Annotated in this window: 9 protein-coding genes; 3 read left to right on the forward strand and 6 right to left on the reverse strand. The window is 68.0% G+C overall.

Translation table 11 applies throughout. The annotated features are described in order from the left end of the window. Positions 1 to 200: 200 nt before the first annotated feature. The 5 genes from drmB to ACIP5W_RS11945 all read right to left on the reverse strand — a co-directional run bounded on the left by drmB (position 201) and on the right by ACIP5W_RS11945 (position 12,290). Positions 201 to 2,063 carry a DrmB family protein gene (gene drmB, locus ACIP5W_RS11925; protein WP_401470537.1) on the reverse strand — a complete coding sequence of 621 codons (1,863 nt, stop codon included), beginning with the start codon at positions 2,061 to 2,063 and terminating at the stop codon, positions 201 to 203. Then, positions 2,060 to 5,317: a helicase-related protein gene (locus tag ACIP5W_RS11930; RefSeq protein ID WP_401470540.1), complete on the reverse strand. Its 3,258-nt coding sequence runs from the start codon at positions 5,315 to 5,317 to the stop codon at positions 2,060 to 2,062. The genes drmB and ACIP5W_RS11930 overlap by 4 nt, the downstream gene beginning before the upstream one ends. Beyond that, positions 5,314 to 7,218, reverse strand: a complete 1,905-nt coding sequence (locus tag ACIP5W_RS11935) for a UvrD-helicase domain-containing protein (RefSeq protein ID WP_401470543.1) — start codon at positions 7,216 to 7,218, stop codon at positions 5,314 to 5,316. Before ACIP5W_RS11935 ends, ACIP5W_RS11930 begins: the two co-directional genes overlap by 4 nt. Continuing rightward, positions 7,215 to 11,966, reverse strand: a complete 4,752-nt coding sequence (locus ACIP5W_RS11940) for a DEAD/DEAH box helicase (RefSeq protein WP_401470546.1) — start codon at positions 11,964 to 11,966, stop codon at positions 7,215 to 7,217. The genes ACIP5W_RS11935 and ACIP5W_RS11940 overlap by 4 nt, the downstream gene beginning before the upstream one ends. A 111-nt stretch (positions 11,967 to 12,077) precedes the next feature. After that, on the reverse strand, positions 12,078 to 12,290 hold the full coding sequence (locus tag ACIP5W_RS11945; protein ID WP_401470549.1) for a hypothetical protein: 213 nt from the start codon (positions 12,288 to 12,290) through the stop codon (positions 12,078 to 12,080). A 598-nt stretch (positions 12,291 to 12,888) separates the two neighbouring features. On the opposite strand from ACIP5W_RS11945, the gene ACIP5W_RS11950 reads away from it, so the two are divergent. From ACIP5W_RS11950 to ACIP5W_RS11960, 3 genes are read left to right on the forward strand one after another with little or no spacing between them, the layout of a single operon-like run. Continuing rightward, positions 12,889 to 15,033: a helix-turn-helix domain-containing protein gene (locus ACIP5W_RS11950; RefSeq protein ID WP_401471182.1), complete on the forward strand. Its 2,145-nt coding sequence runs from the start codon at positions 12,889 to 12,891 to the stop codon at positions 15,031 to 15,033. Between the two features lie 3 nt (positions 15,034 to 15,036). After that, a complete protein-coding gene (locus tag ACIP5W_RS11955; protein WP_401470552.1) occupies positions 15,037 to 16,032 on the forward strand; it encodes a hypothetical protein in 996 nt (331 codons plus the stop codon). Next, entirely contained in the window at positions 16,029 to 16,907 is an 879-nt protein-coding gene (locus ACIP5W_RS11960) for a DUF6339 family protein (protein WP_401470555.1), read from the forward strand. The genes ACIP5W_RS11955 and ACIP5W_RS11960 overlap by 4 nt, the downstream gene beginning before the upstream one ends. Positions 16,908 to 16,923: 16 nt before the next feature. Here the strand turns inward: ACIP5W_RS11960 and ACIP5W_RS11965 are convergent, their stop codons facing one another. Next, positions 16,924 to 18,459: a DNA cytosine methyltransferase gene (locus ACIP5W_RS11965; protein ID WP_401470558.1), complete on the reverse strand. Its 1,536-nt coding sequence runs from the start codon at positions 18,457 to 18,459 to the stop codon at positions 16,924 to 16,926. Positions 18,460 to 18,465 lie beyond the last annotated feature (6 nt).

Below are 18,465 nucleotides of genomic sequence, written 5' to 3' on the forward strand. Positions count from 1 at the left end.
GGCACCCCCCTGCCCTGGGAGGGGTGGCCATGCATCAGGGCGACAGGCCACTGCTCGCGTCGCCGCATCCATGCGCTGGACGATCACGGATCGAGGAGAGCCGCTCGAGAACTGCGGGGGTGGGGACCGGCACGGAGCATCAGCTCGGCGTCGGTCCCCACCCCACCAGGGTGTCGCGGGGCTGCACACCGGCCCGGACGTCAACCGGCGGCTATGTCCGCGAAGAACCCGAGGTCAGGATCCTCCGGAGTGCCGACGAGCAAGGCACGGTCGAGCAGGATGTTGTTGTGCTCGCAGCTTGTCTCGGGGAGCATCACACAGGCGTGGCAGGCAGCGAGGTTCGCCCCTCCGACACCGGACACCCCGGTCTCCATGCAAAGCGGATCGGAGGAACACCACTCGGCACGACGTATGGCCGAACGCACCGTACGGTCCAAGGTCTCCGGTTCACCCTGTGCGACGAGACCGCCGAGGCTGCCCGCGGAATCGCTCGTCGCTGTGTAGATCAGTACCCCGGCCATGTCGTCGGCAGCATAGAGGCGCTCGCGCAGGGACGCTGCCGGGTAGCCCGCCTCCAGACTCCACTCGTCGATGAGGACGTGCGCCAAGGTGTGCAGCAGCACCATGCGCGGGGTGGCGGGGGAAGGGACGGCTTGGTTTCCGTCACCTGCCCGCTGATCGAGCATCCGTTGGTGCGCGGTGCGCATCCGCTCCGTCCGGGCCGCCACCGCCACGGCCTTTTCCCAGGCTCCGAGTCGGTTCTCGTCCAGGCGGAGGAACACCCCTTCGCCGCGCACTTGTACAGCCGGGAGCCAGGGCAGGGAGGAGTCGGAGAGCGGCATCTCCTCCGACTCGATCGTCGAATCGGGGTCGGCGAGCCGTGTGAACGCCTTCAGCGCGCGCACCTCGCGAAGCTTCTTGACCAGCATCGGGCCGGTGATGCCGAGCGGAGCCAGCACGCTCTGGTCGCCCAACGGGGGCTCACAGATGAACTGCTCGTCCCGAGAGTTTTCGCTCTCGTCGTTGCCCGAACGGAGGCGCTCGTACTCCTTGTTGCGAAGGGCGCGGTAGCGGTGGTCGAAGGTGGGGTGCGCCTCACTGTCGGGATCCTCCTCGCGCTCCGCATCGAGCAACGCCATCACCTCGTCAAGGGGCACGGGGCACTGCCCCTTGAAGACACCTTTGAGGTAGATCCCGACATGTTCGCGGTTGTCGTACTCGCGCAGCGCGTCCCAATGCTCGGAGAGCGGATCCGACCGGCCGTCGCTCCACGGCGGGATGGAGAGAGCCGACTTCAACACCGGCTGCCACACGGCGGAGGAACCACGCTGAAGCGTGCGCAACGGGCGTCCGCAATTCACAGGGGGAGCGGACGTGCCGAGCCACGGTCGGGTGCCCTGACACCTGAGCCCGAGATCCTTCAGCGCGTTCTTCCGAAAGGAGCCTTCCATCGAGACCTCGGGAGCCCGCTCACAGGTGCAGGAGACGAGGATCGAGCGGAGGGAGGACGTACGCCCGGACGATCGCAGCCGGAGCTTCCCGCCGCAACGACCGACGGCCGTGGCCCCACGCTCGGTCGAGCGGTGGACCCAGTGCCAGTAAGGGAATTCGTCGAGGTGTCCGGCCTCGCACGCGACGACGAAGCGGGAGGGGACGAGGTCGACCTCGCACGTGCCGCAGACGCTCTTTCCCTCCGGTGGATTGAAGTCACGGTGACGCTGGAGCTCGGTGCATTCCGGGCAGGAGTGCATCAGCGGGAACCGTCGTACCCGCATGCCGTCCTTGCTGTCGTCGTCGGACGCGGGCGGCAGACGGAAGTAGTTGACGCCGAGAAGACGGGCCAGACGCCGTTCATAGACGCGTGGAGCCTCGTCGACTCTCCAGCTCTCCTCGGCGCGGTCCAGGCTCGAGACGACGAAGGACTCGTTGTCGACGGCGATGAGCGAGCCGACGCCGTACGTGGTGATGGCCTGGGCGCGGCGGACCGCACCTCGTCGAGGCAGGTTCTGAGCGGGCGTTCCACCCTTGGTCGCGCGGCGCTTACGAGCGGGAGGCGGGGTCATCGGGTTCCCTCCATGAACAGTGCGGACTCGGCGTCGACATCGCGCAGGCTCCACAGGGTGGACCACGCCCTGGCATCCTCGGACTCGTCGTCGTACGCCTTCAGGAGTGAGTGAGCACGACTGCCCGAGTAGGGCGGCTCGAAGAGCAGGCTCGGATGAAGCTCGGCCGCTTCGCACCACCAGTCGACGAACTCCTCGAAGGCGTCGGACACGGCTTCGACCTCCGTAGGGGTGACCGCGCGGACACGACGCAGAAGGATGCCCTTGACCTCGTTCCGGAGGGTGTCCTCGTACGACTCGACCTTGCCGGCGCTCTCATTGGGACGGGCCTCCGGGATCAAGATGCGGGCGAGGGCCACGATCACCGCGTGCAGGCCCCTTTCGCGGGCGCGGGCGGAGAACGGGGTCACGGAGGTGGACTCGACCTCGCGGTAGAGGGCGGAGTGGAAGTGCTGGAAGCTCTCGTAGTGGGAACGGTCGCGGGAACGGGTCGAATTGAGCATGATCGCGACCAGGCCGGGGTGCGCGCGGCCGACTCGGCTGGTGGCCTGGATGTACTCGGCCGTCGTCTGCGGCTGGCCCATCACGGCCATGAGGCCGAGGCGGTCCACGTCCACGCCCACCGCGATCATGTTGGTGGCCAGGAGGACGTCCACCGTGTCCTCGTCGGGCAGCTTCTTCTCGATGCCCTTGAGGCGGGTCGGGATCTCGCTGGCGTCGACACGGCTCGTCAGCTCCGAGTAGTTGGCCACCGAGCGGACCGCCACCCCCTCACGCTCGGCGAGCAGCTCCAGGTAGGCCACCACGTCGTCGTGCACCTGGAGTTCGGCGGCGGATAGCAGCCGAAGGCTGTTGAAGTAGCCGACGAGACTCCAGTACGCGTCGCGTACCTCGTCCTCGGTGTCCGCGTGCTTGGCCCGGTGCAGCAGGGTGGCGTACGTGCGGATCAGCAGAGTGGACTGGCTGGTGCCGGGGGCCAGGAGGCCGACGTAGCGGCGGCTCGCCTTCTCCTCGCGGGGGGTCTCCACGGCGAACCACGAATCACGGGCGTCCAGACCGGCGGGCGGGAACTGTCGCACCTGGCGGGCGAAGAGGTGGCGGCCCTGGTCGGCGGCGCGACGGATGGTCGCCGTGGAGGCGATCACCTTGGGTCGGCCGGCGAGAGCGTCCACGGCGGTCTCGTAGAGACCCGTGAGGGTGCCCAGCGGGCCGGAGATCAGATGGAGTTCGTCCTGGACGATCAGTTCGGGGGGCGGGGTGCCGTCGTTCGGGTCGTCGAGGTTGAAGAGGGCCGAGGTCGCCGGGCGCCACGGCATCGAGGCGAACTTGTCGACGGTGGCGATCACCAGTGTCGGTCGGGCGGCGTACACCGCCTCGTCGATCAGGTGGACGGGCAGGCCGTCCGCGAAGTCGCATCCCGTGCCGGGGCAGCGGACATGCATCCGCTTGGCCTCCTCGTCGACGTCGTAGTCGCGCGCGTCGAGGCGAGTTCCGCACCAGGGACAGGCGTGCAGCTGGACGGGGTTCTCCTTGGCGAGGCGCTTGTCGAGGTTCTTGCGCAGCTCGTCGAGCTTCTCGTCGGCCTTGGCCAACGTGTTGGGAGTCGCCGAGCGCCCCACCCACATGCCGACGGAGAACTCCTCATGGCCCAGTTCGGGCGTGTGGCGTCGCATGTGCTCCATGGCACAGAGCAGGATCGCCGCTCGCTCGAACTGCTGAAGGGTGAGCAGGCGGAGCGTGTAGCGCATGAGGACGGTGACGCCGCCGCCGTCCGCACCCTTGCGGATGCGGCGCAGGAACGACGTGAGGGCGATCAGACCGAGATAGGCCTCCGTCTTGCCACCACCGGTCGGGAACCACAACAGGTCGGAGACCTCGCGGTCGTCGTGCCCGGGATCGTCGATGCCGGCCAGACAGAGCAGCACGAACGCGATCTGGAAGGGACGCCAGCGGCCGGCGGCCGGGTCAGGGGTACCGACACGACCGTTCTTCACCCAGACACTGCGGGCCCGCTGTTCGGCCATGGCACGGTTGGCCAGTCGGAACGCCCTCAGCAGATCGGGCTTCGTCCGCAACAGTTCGATGCCCTCACGGATCCGGCGGAGAGCCTCACGGCAGGACCTCACCTGATCGCGCGCGGCCTTCTCGTGGAGGCTGTCCGTCAGGGCCTCCGCCTCGGCGGCCTTGCGGTCGATCCACCGCTCGTAACCCGTGGCGAGTTCCTCCAGAGCGGCCAGGACCTCGGCGTCGGGCTTCTCCGCCAGTTCCAGCATGGAGAGCGCCGAGCTGTCGATCTCCGGGTTGGAGTCGGTGAGCAGCACCTCCACGGACGGTACGAACTGGCTGCGGATCTCGGGGACGGCTGCCGGGACGGTGTCGGACACGCCGATCGGCGACGGGGTCCAGTCCCACTCCGCGGAGCAGCCGTGCCCGACGGCGAAGGTCGGTGCGTGACGGTGCAGCAACCGGCTCGTGGCGATCTCCGGATCGTGGGTGGCCCCCGGAGCGGTGCGCTCGACGAACGCCGTGGAGCCGTCGGCCGCCCGTACCGTCAGACCGCACTGAAACAGGGAGAAGGCGTCCTGGAGGTCGTACTTGCCGACCCTGTGCTCGTTGACCAGCGTCACCGTGATCGTGACCGCGCCGGTGATCGGGTTGCGCCGTCGGACGGTGACACGCAGTCCGACTCCGTCGTGGAGACTCTCCCGTCCGTCACCGTCGGGCGTGGTGACGTCGATCCGGTGCTCCGGCAGGTCGAGTTCCACACGCCGCCAGTGTTCCTGCTGGTCGGACACGGTGCGTGCCTCGGCGCGGCGGGGTTCGACCGGGTTGCCGTCCGCGTCGGTGGGTCTGTACACGGCGGCACGTGCCGAGACCACGATCGTGCCGCTTATGGCCGGGTCCACCGCGAAGGTCAGGCCCATCGAGGACGGACGGCGATCCCTCGCCCGGCCGAGCTCCTGCTCGGTGCCGGACTCCTCGACGTCGTCGCGGGTCAGCAGCGGTGCGGCGTCCAGTCCGTCCTGCTCGGCGGCCTCCTCCTTCTTCCTCTCCTCCGCGCCCTCGTCCGCCGCCCGCGGATACAGCACGCCCGTCAGGTAGCGGTCGATCGGTGCGTCCTGGGTGAGCACCTCGGCCCGATCGTCCGGCGCGGCGTCCTCGGCGGGGCCCAGGAGCTCACGGCGGAGACCCACCAGGAGTTCCTCGTCCCGAACCCGGTAGTGCTCGGAGTGTCGGCCTGCCACGTGCGTCATGCTCCCTGCTCCTCGTCGTTGTCGGCCCGCCGGAACCTTCCGACGCCGGTGATCCTGGGGACGATCCACACACCTCGGTCGCCCAGTCCGACGTTGGCCCCCGCAGCGGTGCTGCCCGTCACGGTCTCCAGGGTGTCGATCCGCGGGCCGTGGATCTCGTCGGGCCACCAGGGCTCCCACGTCCTGTTCACCTTCTGCACCTGGTACAGCTCCTCGCGGAACCGCCGCGAGACCTCTCCGATCTCTCGCCCCTCGTGCGTCAGGGCGTACGGCGGGCTCTGCGACTCGCCCATCGGCAGGTCGTGGCGCTTGCGCAGCACCACCGGCTGCCCGGCTCCGACGTGTTCCAGGAGATAGGCCTGGGTGGCGACGGCGTCGCCGTCGTGGTTGGGCGGGTCGTCCCGACACACGTCGCCCGCCTCCACGACGATGCCGAACCGGTCGTACGATCGCCAGCCGCCGATGTAGCGTCTGCCGCCGCCCTGCTTTCCCGTCCGCCTGAACTGCGGCAGCTCAGGGGGTGCCATGTAGTACAGGTCGTGTCGGGCGCGCGTCATGGCCACGTAGAGGGCGCGGGCCTCGGCGGGGAGATCCAGCTCCCCCTTGTGCCGCTTGCGCAGTTCCGCGACGGCCGGCGGAGTCAACACGATCACCCGGTCGAACTCCAGTCCCTTGGCCCGGTGCACGGTCGAGACGACGATCCGGGCGGTCTCCGGGTCAGCCGCCTCGTCGGGGAACCGGCCGTCGGCGACCGCACGGCGCAGCCGGTCCAGATCGATCACGTTCCGTCCGGGTCCACGAGCGACCCGACGCAGCGTGGTCCACAGGACGGACACATCCGGCCGGAACGGCAGGGAGATCTCCGTGAGCAGCGAGCGGAACCGGTCCTCGGTGAGGCCGGTCGCCTCCGTGCGGCGCAGCAACTCGGCGACCCAGTGAGGCACCGGACGCTCTTCGAGCGGACGCCGCAACCGGTGCTCCACATCGTGGGCGTGCAGCAACTCGGAGACCACGAGGGCCTCCCCATTGTCGCGGGTGAGGATCGCGCAGGTGTCGGTGGAATCCCGCAGACCGGCCAGGGTGAACTCGTCGTCGAGGTCGCCCATGGCGTTCACCGGCTCCAGGAGCAGTTCGCGAAGCTCCTCGTAGAGCGTGCCCGCTTCTTCCGGGTCGGTGAGCTGCTGGAGACGCGGTCCGTGGGCCAGGGCCACCCGGGCCTCCGGCGTGGTGGCGCGGAAGTTCCCGGTCAGCCGCAGCTCCACCAGATCGTCGGGGTACGAGCAGCGCAGCCAGTCGAAGAACCGGTTGATCTCGTCGGCACGTTCTCGGGGGTCCGCGATCTGGAAGCCGTAGACGGACTGCGCGGCGTCCCCGACGACGGTGAAGCCGCAGCTGTCCTGGTACCGGTCGAGCAGTGTCTCCACCAGTTCGCGGCGCGCGCCCAGCAGGTCCTGCACCTCGTCGATCACGACATGGGCGGGCGGGGCGGCGTCACCGATCTCCAGTGCGCCCTTCTCGACCGCGTGGGCGGCGGCGGTGATCCGCTCGTCGAAGCCGGCCCCCTTCCAGTCACCGTCCGGGTGAGCCCGGCTGAGCACGCCGTACGCCCAGGCGTCGAAGGTCTGGGCGCGCACCCGACGGGCCCGGTCCCCGTGCCGGACGATGCGCTCGCGCAGCTCGCGGGCGGCCGCCCGCGAGAAGGTGAGCACCAGGATCTCCGAGGCCTCCAACGCCTCCTCCTGGTTCTCGTGATCGCACAGCGCGTCGAGCCTCCGTACGAGAGTGTGCGTCTTTCCCGCCCCGGCTCCGGCGGTGACCAGGACCCGCGCGTCCCAGGGCTGCTCCACCACGGCCCGCTGCTCTTCGGTGAGCGGAGGACTGTCCAGGTAGACGTCGTTCACTTGTGGCTCCAGAGGTGCTCGAACTGGGTGAAGGCGAGCCGGGTGTCGAAGTTTTCGATGTTGTCGCTCACGTTGAGGATCAGGCAGGTGGGCTTGCCACCGTTCTTCGGTCCGCGCAGACCTCGCCCGATCATCTGCTGGTAGACGTTGGTGCTGTAGACCGGACGGGCCACGACCACGACACGGGTGGCGGGGGCGTCGAAACCCTGGGTCAGGACGCCGTAGTTGGTGAGGACCCGGATGCGACCGTCGCGGAAGTCCTCGATGCGTCGCCGTCGGTCCTGGGCGCTGGTGGTCGAGTCCACGGCGGCGGCGGTGACTCCCCGGTCGTTGAACAGGGCGGCCAGGTAATTGGCGTGATCCACGGAGGTCGCGAAGAGCAGGGTCGGCCAGTCCTTCGGAAGGCCGGCTACCTCGTCGACGATGCGGCGACTCCGCGCGTGGTCCTCCGCGAGCCGCTGTTCGGCGGAACGCGAGAGCGTGGCCATGCGCTCGGCCTGCTCCTTCTCGTCCCGGGTCAGCTCGATGCTTCCGCCTTCCAGAACGCGGTGCTCCACCTGCGCGAGCATCTCCCACTTCTGAAGGTCTCCGTACGGGTCGCCGGAGGGGAAGACCCCCTCGTCGAGGCGCCTGCCGCCGAAACGGTTGACCAGACGACGGGTCTCCTCCTCGTTGGTGTTGCGGAACGGGGTGGCGGTCAGACCGAGCAGGTGACGTCGGGTCTCGTACTGGGTGAGTCCCAGCTTCCCCAGGATGGCGGTGTACCGCGGAGAGATCGCGGTGTGGGCCTCGTCCACGATCACCAGTGCCGCCTCCCGAAGCCATTCGTACTGGTCGGCCTCCAGACACCGTTCCAGTTTGGCGTCCGTGGCGACGACCAGGTGCGGGTGCCCCTCGACGTTCCCGACCTCGTTGCCGCCCCACAGTCGGCTGATGGCGAGGGGGCGCTCGGCTCCCACCTTGCTCCACACGAACTTCCAGCTTTGTACGGCTTGTTCGCACAGTTCCTCGGTCTGGGCGATCCACAGCAACGGCCCCTGCAGATCACCCACCCGCTTCACCCAGCGGATCGCGGCCTCCGCGGTGACGCGCGTCTTGCCGGCGCCGGTGGGCAGGGACAGCATGGCGCGCTGCGGAGCCAGCCGGTCGAGCAACGTGGTGATGTTGCGGACCAGGTCTTCCTGATAGTCATGGAGCCGAGGGAAGTCCCGCGGGCCGTCGACCGTCTCGGAGGCGGGAGGAGACGGCGTCCGGGATCCGGCGAAGGCCATCGGTAGCCCGAGGCTCGACACGAAGGTGACAGCGGCAGAGGAACCTCCATAACCCAGAGGCGCGTTGGGGAACCTGGCCTGGATGTCCCGGGCGTGATGGTGGAGCACCCTGTCGCCGCGTGCGTTGAAAGCCATCTGCGCCACCCGGTGCCCTGACGGTTCCGCACCACCGGTCGCCTCCAGCTCGGCCTCCATCAACCCTTCGGGCAGACCGGAACGCAGTGCCTCCGCACCGATCAGCAGCTCGATCTTGGTGACCACGTCGCCCGCGTCGCGTACCGCCTTCAGCGCCGCCTTGGTCTTGCTGTCCCGTGCCATCCGCTCCTGGTTCTCCAGGACCAACCGGCAGCCCGCCATACCCAGTCCGAGCTTCAGCTCGCGGTCGATCAGGCGGAGCATCGGCTCGGGTTCCAGGGGGACGCGGACCTTGACCGTGGTGCCCTGACGCACCGCGTCCAACGGGCGGGTCCTGGCGGCGTTCGGTGTCCGGGTCACCTCTTCGAGTTCCTTGCACCGCTGCACCAGGCTGTTGCGATTGCCGCTGTTCAGACGCTGACGCAGGCCGGGGTACAGCTCCACGAGCGGGACCGGCTCGCCGTCCGGAACCTCGCGGGTCTCCCGCGTGATGGCTTCGGCGTAGCGCTTCATGCCCCACTTCTCGATCATCAACTCCGCGTCCTCGGCGGACGTCACGAGCAGGGCGGGAAGCTGTTCCGCCCGCAGCGCCCGGTACTCCGTCGGGCCCACCGCGACGGTGATCTCCTCGTCGGAGCGGGTGCCCCAGGTGTCGCCGATCCGGCAGCGGGTCAGTGAGTCCTCGGGGAAGTCCGCACCGAAACGGGTGAGCATCACATAGGTGTTGCCGACGAAGAGGTCGTCCTCGCTCCGCGTCACCTCCGCGAGGAGCTTCTCCCAGCGTTCGGCGGGAACGTCGTCGACTGTGGTGGGAAGGCGCAGCTTGCGGGCCTTCTCGGGGGAGATGTCGGCGACCGGCAACACGTCTCGGTAAGCGGCGAGCTGAGGTCCGACTGCTTCGCCCAGCGACTTGATCCCCTGAGAGGTGGAGACGGTTCCGTACTTCCTGAGCATCCAGCGGATCGGTGACATCACGGCCTGTCGGGTGCTCGACTGCGCACCGATCTGACGGGTCCAGTTGTCCACCACCGCGTCGTCCGGCAATGCCTTCAGGAAGGCCGCACGGGACTCCTCCGAGAGCGACCGGAAGAGGTGCAGGGGACCACCGATCGCGGAACCCTCCACCTTCATGCGATTGAGCGCCGGGCGGGGAGCCCGCTGGTCCAGGCCTCGCAGATAGGACGCGTGGACCGCTTCCCGGTACTCCTCGAACCAGTCCTCGCCCTCCGGGCGCACCGAGCTCGACGGACGTTCGCGCAAGCCGATCTCCTGGAAGAAGGCGAGGTCGTCGGAGTGGAACTTCGTGTCGACGGCGATACCCGGGTCGCGCCCCGCGTCCACCACCGCGCCCGGCAGCATGCAGTCGCGCACCGGGCGGAACCTGCCGTCCGCGGTCCGCACGCGGAGGGTCTCGCGGGCGTTCGGCACGTGCTGGAGCACGGTGTGGGTCAGTCGGCGTCCACCGGCCTGGCGGAACAGGTCCCAGAAGCGCTCCCACTCGGTGTTTCCGTAGCCGTCGAAGCCCTGGTCGAGGACACTGATGAACCGGCCCTCGACGTCGGCTTCGCGGATGCCGAGGAGGTTGAGCGCGGAGGCGAGCTCAGGGTCCCGCGCGATCTCGCCGACCACGTACACCAGGGACTCACGCAGCCCGTCCTCGTCGGCACGGCGATACACCTGACCGACGACAGGAGGAACGAGGCCGTGTTCCTCGGTCAGCACGACCTTCGCCCTGCGGGCTTCGTCGACGTGCGGAGAACCGGACTTGACCATGTCGGCGAGGATGCGGATCGCCGTCGCGGAGGCCTCGGCGGTGCCGCTCTCGACCAGCGCCTCCAGCCATGCCCGGACGTCGGCCCGCCGGTGCCCGGCCGCCCCGAGAATGTGCTCGACCTTGCCCGAACGCAGCGCGTCCGCCTCGGCGCTCGGGTGCAGCCAGTTCGAGGGCCGGCCGGGCGACTCGTGCCACATCCGCAACCAGCGGGCGTTCCGTTCCTTGTCGAGACGTGGCGGGACACGCAGCTCGGTGGGGACGCGCAACACGCCCTCCTGGTCTGGCAGCGACGGACGGACCGCCGCCTGTTCCCAGATCTCCCGGGTCAGGAACTCGTCGGCCCAGCTGATCGCCTCCTTCACACGGCCGGGCAGCAGCGGGAGGTACGCGGCGGGGTCCTCCACAGGGGCCAGACCGGGCAGGGAGTCGACGACCAAGGCCGCCGAGACCCTGATCATCTCCTCGTTGAACGCGGAGGAGTCGAGCAGGTTCTGACGGTCTTCGTTGGTCTTCCAGGCACCGTTGAGGATGCCGCTCAGGGACATCTCGTACTTGGTGGGGAAGAAGGACCAGAAGCGCCCCCGCCCCCGCGACTGCGGACTGATGTGCAGCCCGGTCTTCTCGTCCTTCTCCAGCGCGGGCACCGCCCAGGCGAGGTCCAGGGCGAGCCGGTCGTGCAGTTCGCCGGCGTCGGCCCTGGCCGCAGGACCGGGCTCGTGCGTGGTGGAGAAAACCCGCCAGCGTGCGCTGACGGTCGGCTTCCCCGTCCGCTCCTCCACCACGGTGTGCAGGTTCCCGGAGCGCTCGGTCGTCAGCATGCGTCGGACGGCCGGGCGGGGGCGACGGTCTTCGAGGACGACCTTGGCCACGTGCGGGGAGAGCAGCTGGAAGCCGAGAGGGAACTCCTCGCGGGTCGACCCGGCGGTCGTCCGTCCACCGTGCATGTCCAATGCCAACTTGCCGGCGGCGCCGTCGAGAAGCGGCAGACGGACGACGGTCGTGGCCCAACCCAGCAACTCGTCGAGGACGGGGTCCTCGGAACGCTCGGCATCCGCGTCGAGGGCACGTGCCATGCGCAGCACCGGTGCCTCGAACTGCGCACCCAGGTGGTCCTGCACCCCCGGCACCGAGCGGATCTTCTCGTACGCCCAGTCACGGTCGAATCCGAAGGAACCGGAGCTGCTGAAGAACTGCGGAGCATCGGTGACCACCAGAACGGATTTCACGCCGACGCCGAAACGGCCGATCTGCCCACCGCGCTTGCGCGACATGCTCATGCGGAGAATGGTCTCCGCGCCTTCAGGGGTCACCGGAGTACCCTCGTTGGCGCAGTAGAGGTGCTTGTCGGTGAGGACCACCTGGACGGATCCCCCCGGCTCGGCGGCGATCTCGTCCGCGGCGTTCTGCACGAGTTCGAAGAGCTGGCGGTCGCCGTATCCGCCCTGGGTGATCCGTCGTTCGCTGTTGGCGTGTTCCGGAATGAGGCCAGGATCGACTTCGTAGGTCTGCAATACGCGAGCGGATTGTTCGAGGACGGTGTGAACGACGGAGGAGGCGGTGGACGACACTGTTTCTGAGCTCCTGAGGACGAGGAAGGAACAAGTCGGGGCAGCGCGTGCGAGGGGGGGCCGGACACAGGGGAGCCCTGTCAGGTCATGGGGTGGGCAGCTGGCGAGGCGTCAGCCGCCGTCGACGCTTCCGGAACGATCCACGTCGAAGTGCTCGCCGAGCTCTTCGACCGTCATCTCGGCCTCGTAGAGGACGTGCTTCTTTTCGGCGCCGTCGGATGCCACTGCCCATGCAAGGTGGAGGGAGCTTAATTCCCGCTGCGAAAGAGGGGTGGAATAATGGGCGTGGTGGTACGGCTCCACGTCCCCCGTGGTTTCTTCCATGAGTGCGTTGTCTCCGTCGTCCTTGGTTGGCCTCGCGCCAGGGTGTGCTTGGCGAAAGGAGTTTCTCGAAATGGATTCCAGGCTGAATCGAGGGCCCTGATGCGACTGTTCCGGGCGGGCATTCGTTCCGGTTTTCAGAACTTTAGGGGAATGCTGCCCGACTGCACCACCCCATTGCCCGATTCCATTCGATCCTCTTCTTGGCGGATTTCGCGGGAGGAAGTGGATGAAGGTACAGCTCACCCGTGGCCGCGTTGGTAGCCCTGGTGAGGCTGTTCCAGGCGGGACGGCTGTTCCGACAATACGACTGTAGGGCGATCTTGTTCGACCGCGCCACCCCGATTCGGCAAGCTCCACAAGCGGAATTCCGACTTCCGTAAGTGTCTGAAGCGCGGTGCGGGCGCGTCGACTCCGGGTGCGGCGAGAAAGGCTCAAAACGCCCATTTCGCCCGCATCGTGGATTTTCTGGTATTAATTTCTCGCCCTTTGGCCTCGAGAGGGCTTCATTCGGGTGTCGTCAATTCCCAGTTGACTGCTGTGTGCGTGTCAAATTAGCCTGCTCGCGTTCGTGTGGAGCAACAGAGGGGTGGGTGGTCACGTGGAGACCGGCGAGGAGTTCGGGCCTTGGCTCTCCCGTCAGCTCGCGCTCACGGGCAAGACGCAGGCGGAACTGGCCGAGGAACTGGGGCTGACCAGGGCCGCGGTCTCTGCGTGGATCACCAAGCGCTCGGTCCCGCGTCCGACCGTCATGGGGGAGATCGCCAAGGCGCTCGGCACGGATCTGAGTACGGTGCACACCCGGACTGCCGACACACAGGCGGGTCTCCCCGTCACTTGGTACCACCGACCCGGCTACCAGGACGGCGGACGTGACGGCGGCAATGCCGCGGCCTTCGCCTTCGACGCGGACCTCCAGGTACTCGCGCGCGAGACCTGCCAGAACAGCCTCGACGAGCGAATCGTGGAGAACGGTCGTCCGGTCCGCGTGCGGTACACCATCCACGAGCTCACCGGCGAGAAGCTGGACGCCTTCCGTTCCGCCATCCTCTGGGACGAACTCCAACCCCATTACTCGGCGGTCTCCGAATCCGCCGCCGATCAGAAGGTCGGACGCGTCGTGGACGCCGGCGTGCGTGACATGTTCGAGAAGGGCCGCTTGATCCTCCTCCGTATCGACGACTACAACGCTTCCGGCCTCACCGGTGACGACTACGGGGACGGCAAGTTCGCGGCCGTCGTCCGTCGGCAGTTGGAAAGCCTCAAGTCGGGCCGTGGTGCGGGCGGTTCCTACGGTCTCGGCAAGGCGACACTCTGGGCGACCAGCGCGCTCGGCATGGTGCTGATCAACTCGACGCTCTCCGACCCGCACGAAGGTCGCACCGAACGCCGTGTCATCGGACGACTGGAGCTTCCCTGGCGCTCCGTCGACGGCAACCAGTACGCGGGTCCGGCCTGGTTGGGCCGTCCCGATCCGGAGACACCCGGTGCGGAAGTGGTCCGTTCCTGGTGGGCGGACGAGGAGACGGTCAAGCGCCTCCACCTCACCCGCGAGAGCGACGAGCCGGGCACCTCTTTCCTGATCGTCGGTGCCCATGACGTGGCGAGCCTAGAACAGAGCAGGCCGGACTCGACCGACGAGGACGAGAACGGGAGCGACGACGACGGTACCCGCGACATCCGTGCCATGCACCGACGCCTGGTCGACGCGTTGGGCCGGGACTTCTGGGCGGCCATGACCGGAGGCGGCAGCAGACTCCCGCTGCTGGAGACCTCGGTCCGCACGATGCGCAACGACGATGTGGTCATAGAGGAGGAGAAGGTCGACCCTGCCGACAAGCAGCCCTCTCGCACCCGGGCGCTGCGTGCCTTCTACGAGGGGGCGACCGTGGACCGGCTCACCGCGGCCGGCCAGGTGGCCCTCCGCACGGTTCCGCTCCGACTGCCCCTGGCCGGAGGGCGCCGTGGCACGCTCGGCACCCACCCGGGAGTGCTCCTGGTGACGGAGGCCGAGGACAAGGACGGCGTGCCCAACCAGGTTCACTCCCTGCGCGGCAACCGGATGACCATCAAGAAGTCCGGCGTCGCCGGGCTGCCGCTGGGCGTCAACTCCTTCCAGGCGGTTCTCCTGGTGGGGCACGCGGCCGGGGAGTCGGCACCCTTCGCAGAGGAGGCCGAGGAGTTCCTGCGCGCCGCCGAGCCGCCCGAGCACGACCGCTGGGGACAGACCGAGGAACTGACCCTCCGTTGGTCGCACAGCGCGCACCATCGCATCGCCAGGTTGACCACCGAGGTCAATGCCGCGGTGAAGGAACTGGTGGTCCGACCGAAACGTCCGGGCTCGCAGGAGAGCGCCAAACTTCGCAAGAAGCTCACCGTCCAACGCAAGAACACCGTGCCCAGACGTGGCTCTGGGCCGTCTCTGCCCGAACTGGACGGACTTGACGCCGAGATCGGCACGGAAGGTGAGTGGAAGATCACCGCCGACGTGAAACTGCCGCGTGCCGACGAACTGCCCGCCATGACACCGGTGGTCCTCCTCGACGTTCGGTCCGGTAGTCGCCCGCGGCTCGACTGGGCGGACCTCGTTGCTTTGGAGGGGTGCAATGTCGAGAACGGCGTACTCCGCTTTACCCCCGGTGCCCGCCGAGCCGCCTTCCGGGGGTCCACCGACCCCACCAGCCATCCGGTCCGTACCGAACTCACGCGACTCGTTCTTGAACTCCGTGCCGGCGCAGGGGAGTGAGGCATGAAGTTCTATCCGTACAAGCGACTCAACCGTCCGATCACCTTGAGAGTGACCTCGGTCTCCCTCAAACTGTCTGACGGTACTCGCGATCCACTGGACACTTCGGCGTATTCCACCCCCCAGCGGACCGTGGCCCTGGGGGTGGGGCAACACGAGGACTGGGTGTCGGCCAGGATCGGTCTGTCCGCCACCCTGCCTCCCGGCGCCACCGATCCCGATGCCCCGTGGGGCGATCTGAAAGTCCTGGCGGTGCTCACCGAAGGCGCCACCAATGTGCGGAACTCGGTGGAACTGCGGCAGGACGCTCCGGACAGCAAGGAATGGTCCGGCGAGATCGAGGTGCTCCGCGATGATCACGTGGGTCGTGCCTCCTTGGCCGTTCACGCGGTCGCCACGGTCGGTGATGTGCGGGGTCGGGCGATCACGGAGACGGACGGTGACTGGACCGTCGACGTCATTGCTGAGGAACCGCTCGGCGGTCTGCGTCTGGACGTGAAACAGGCGAGTTTCTCCAGGAGCGCGCGGGAGTGGTTGCGCCCCTATGCCGACGCGCCTTGGGTGATCGATGCCTCGGGCCGGCTGCCGTTGATCATGATCAACACTGACATCGAGGAATTCTCCGATCTCCTCGGAGGTGAGGGCGGGGGGATCGAGAACAAGGTCCACGAGTTGTTGATCTCCCAGATGTCCACCGATGTATGGACCGCGGTGTTCCACAGCGCCGTGGGGGACCTGGAGGTCGAACCGGACGGCTCGCCCGTCTTCCCCACCGACTGGCGGGGAGAAGTGCTACGGGAGATGCTCCCCGATGTGGTGCCGGGCTTTCGTGTCGAGGAAGCACTCCGTCAGGTCCACCACCGTCGGACCGGTGACGCGGGATGGGTGGAGCTTCAGACCCGTGTCCATTACGCCGCCGTGCGTCGCGCCGGCGCGAGCAAGGCGCTCGCCAACGTCCTGCGCGCACTGCAGCAGATGAATCGAGAGGACAGCGCGTGATCGAGAAGCCGCACTACCTTCCCGAGCGGCTCGGTCTGCTCTCTGCGACGGCTGCCGATCCCTTCCTCACCGAGGACCTCCTCAAGGCGGTCCAAGGGCACGGAGGCGTCGACCTGGCCAAAGTCGTCGAACCTCTGCCGGAGGACGATGCCCGGTGGACGGTCGAACCGCTCAGGGATCTCGTGGACGACGCGATGCACCAGTTCAAGGGAAACCGGACCGACGCGGACGGCTGGTTGGCGCCCCGGCTGCACGCGACTCTGCGTCTCAGCCGGCGTGAGGCCGCGGATCAGAGGCTCTGGAACCATCTCGCGCTGGCTGTCGCTCCGGACTATGTGGCTTTTAGGCACCCGCCGGTGCCTCCACGGGGAGGAGGCGCGCCGCGTATCAACAGGGACCGTTTCAAAGGTGCGGCTGATCGGCAGTGCTTCTCGCGCCTCTGGTGGTTGGCGGAGATGTTCCGCAACGGTGACGACTACGCACCGGTGGTGGCGGCCTGCGCCAACCAGGATCTGATCCACAACGCGTTGCGCCTGGACCTGCTCGACCACCGCCCCACCGCTCAGGCTCTGGTACGTGTCCTGGAACGAGGGATCGCGGGCACCGGCCGCGAGATCAACGGCCTGATGGCGGCGATCAACACCGCCGGCGCCACCCTCGTCTACGACGCGCTCGCCCCGGACGAGCTGCGTGACCCCGAGGCCCTCCGCCAATGGATCGCGGAGGCCGAGTCCGCGCCGCCGGTCCCCAGGCACGACCTGCCCACCGGACCTGACGAAGAGCCCGTCCCCGAGAAATCGGTGGCCGCGCTCACCGAGTACTTCACGGACCTCTTCGAGACGGCCCCGGTCAGGGGGCGCGTGCCTCAGACCTGATCGGGAGGGGCAAGGGTCACCTGCCGGTGAGCGGGTGGCCCTCCCATTGCCCGTGCTCGCGCACCTCCACCGGCTCGCCGGGCTGCCAGGCCTCCAGGTCCGCGACGGCCTGCTCCAGTCGGGCGCGGGCCTCCTCACCGGTCAGCTCCGGTTCGAGGACGTGCCGCAGCACGTGCAGGGCGAGCCTGGGCGGTACGGCGTTGCCGATCTGCTGCGGCACGTCGTTACCGCACCAGGGGTAGGCGACGGGGAACGTCTGGAGCACGCCGGCCTCGGCGAAGGTGAAACGGTCGAACTCGGAGAGGTCGGTGTCCGTGCCTTTGTGAACCAGACGGTTGCGCGACACCTTCCCGGTGATCGTCGCGGACGGAACGTCGTGATCACGCTTGCCGCGCGCACCGGGGTCGCCGCCGGTCCCGTAGTTGGAGACGACGGTGAAGGCGGGGCGGTCCGGCAGATGGGGCGCGAGATTCCGAGCCTTCTTGAGAGCTGCCTCCATGGACACCCAGGCCGCTTTCGGCGTCCCGGCGGGGTTCTCCTCCATGGTGTCCCAGAGAAGTGTGTCCGTCTGCTCCGCTGCCGACGATCCCACGGGAACGGCCATGGGGCGGTAGCGCTCGTGGGTCTCCACCACTTCAGGGATGTCGGTATCGCCGCGTCGCGCCATGAGCACCGCGCGCTTGCGTGTCTGCGGAACCCCGAACGCCTCGGTGAACATCAATTGCGTCTTCGTCCGGTAGCCGAGGGTGTCGAGCACCTTGGCGTACTCCTCCCATACCGGCATCACGGCGGGGACCTGCTCCAGGACGACTGCCTCGTAGGGCTCCAGCCCTGGACGTCGGCTCCGCTCGATGACCCACCACAGCGGTTGAAGGACCAGCCCTGTCCGTTCGTCGCCCAACTTCTCGAGCTCGGCCTTGAGGTCGTTCAGCCTGGCCCCCAGGGCGCTGTACTCCTCGATCAGATGCTTGAGGTCCGCATTCTCGAGCTCGCGTTCTCTTGAGGCCCTGAGCGCCTTCAGAACGCCCTTGATCTCTTCCGGGGAGCTGCCGTGCTCCTGAAGACTCTTCTTGATCGCCTTGCGCTCCACGGAACGGAGCGCCTCGACCTCACGCTTCTCGTCCTTGATCTTCTCTGCCTCGGCGGCCTTTTCCTTCAGCTCCTCGGAGATCTCCCGCCAGACACCGGAAATGCTGTCCCATTCCGCTTCGTCCGTTTTCACGGCGGTGTGCAGGCGCTCGATGTACCGCAGCACGTCGTCCAGCGCCCTGCGACCGGCGCCGTGCCCGGCCACGGTGAAGGTCTGGCAGGGAGGCCCACCGGTCAGCACCTGGGCATGGGGGAAATGCGCAGCGGAGTATTCCCTCACGTCGCCGTGGAAGGTGTCCATCCCCGCCGCGCTGCGAGTGGCGCACGCGTCCTTGTCCCACTCGATGCCGGTGACCTGGTGGCCCAGGACGTCCGCAGCCACATCCAGCCCACCGGGCCCCGCAAACAGATCCACGATGCGGAAACTCACAGGTCGGACGTCTTTCTTCTCGATGTGGCTCATGGGCGT

Source organism: Streptomyces sp. NPDC088766, from assembly GCF_044750845.1.
Lineage (GTDB): Bacteria > Actinomycetota > Actinomycetes > Streptomycetales > Streptomycetaceae > Streptomyces.

Bases quoted from the DNA above. Each gene is read 5' to 3' on its own strand.
- drmB (WP_401470537.1), bottom strand. From the start codon at position 2,063: ATGACCCCGCCTCCCGCTCGTAAGCGCCGCGCGACCAAGGGTGGAACG.
- ACIP5W_RS11930 (WP_401470540.1), bottom strand. From the start codon at position 5,317: ATGACGCACGTGGCAGGCCGACACTCCGAGCACTACCGGGTTCGGGAC.
- ACIP5W_RS11945 (WP_401470549.1), bottom strand. From the start codon at position 12,290: ATGGAAGAAACCACGGGGGACGTGGAGCCGTACCACCACGCCCATTAT.
- ACIP5W_RS11955 (WP_401470552.1), top strand. From the start codon at position 15,037: ATGAAGTTCTATCCGTACAAGCGACTCAACCGTCCGATCACCTTGAGA.
- ACIP5W_RS11965 (WP_401470558.1), bottom strand. From the start codon at position 18,459: ATGAGCCACATCGAGAAGAAAGACGTCCGACCTGTGAGTTTCCGCATC.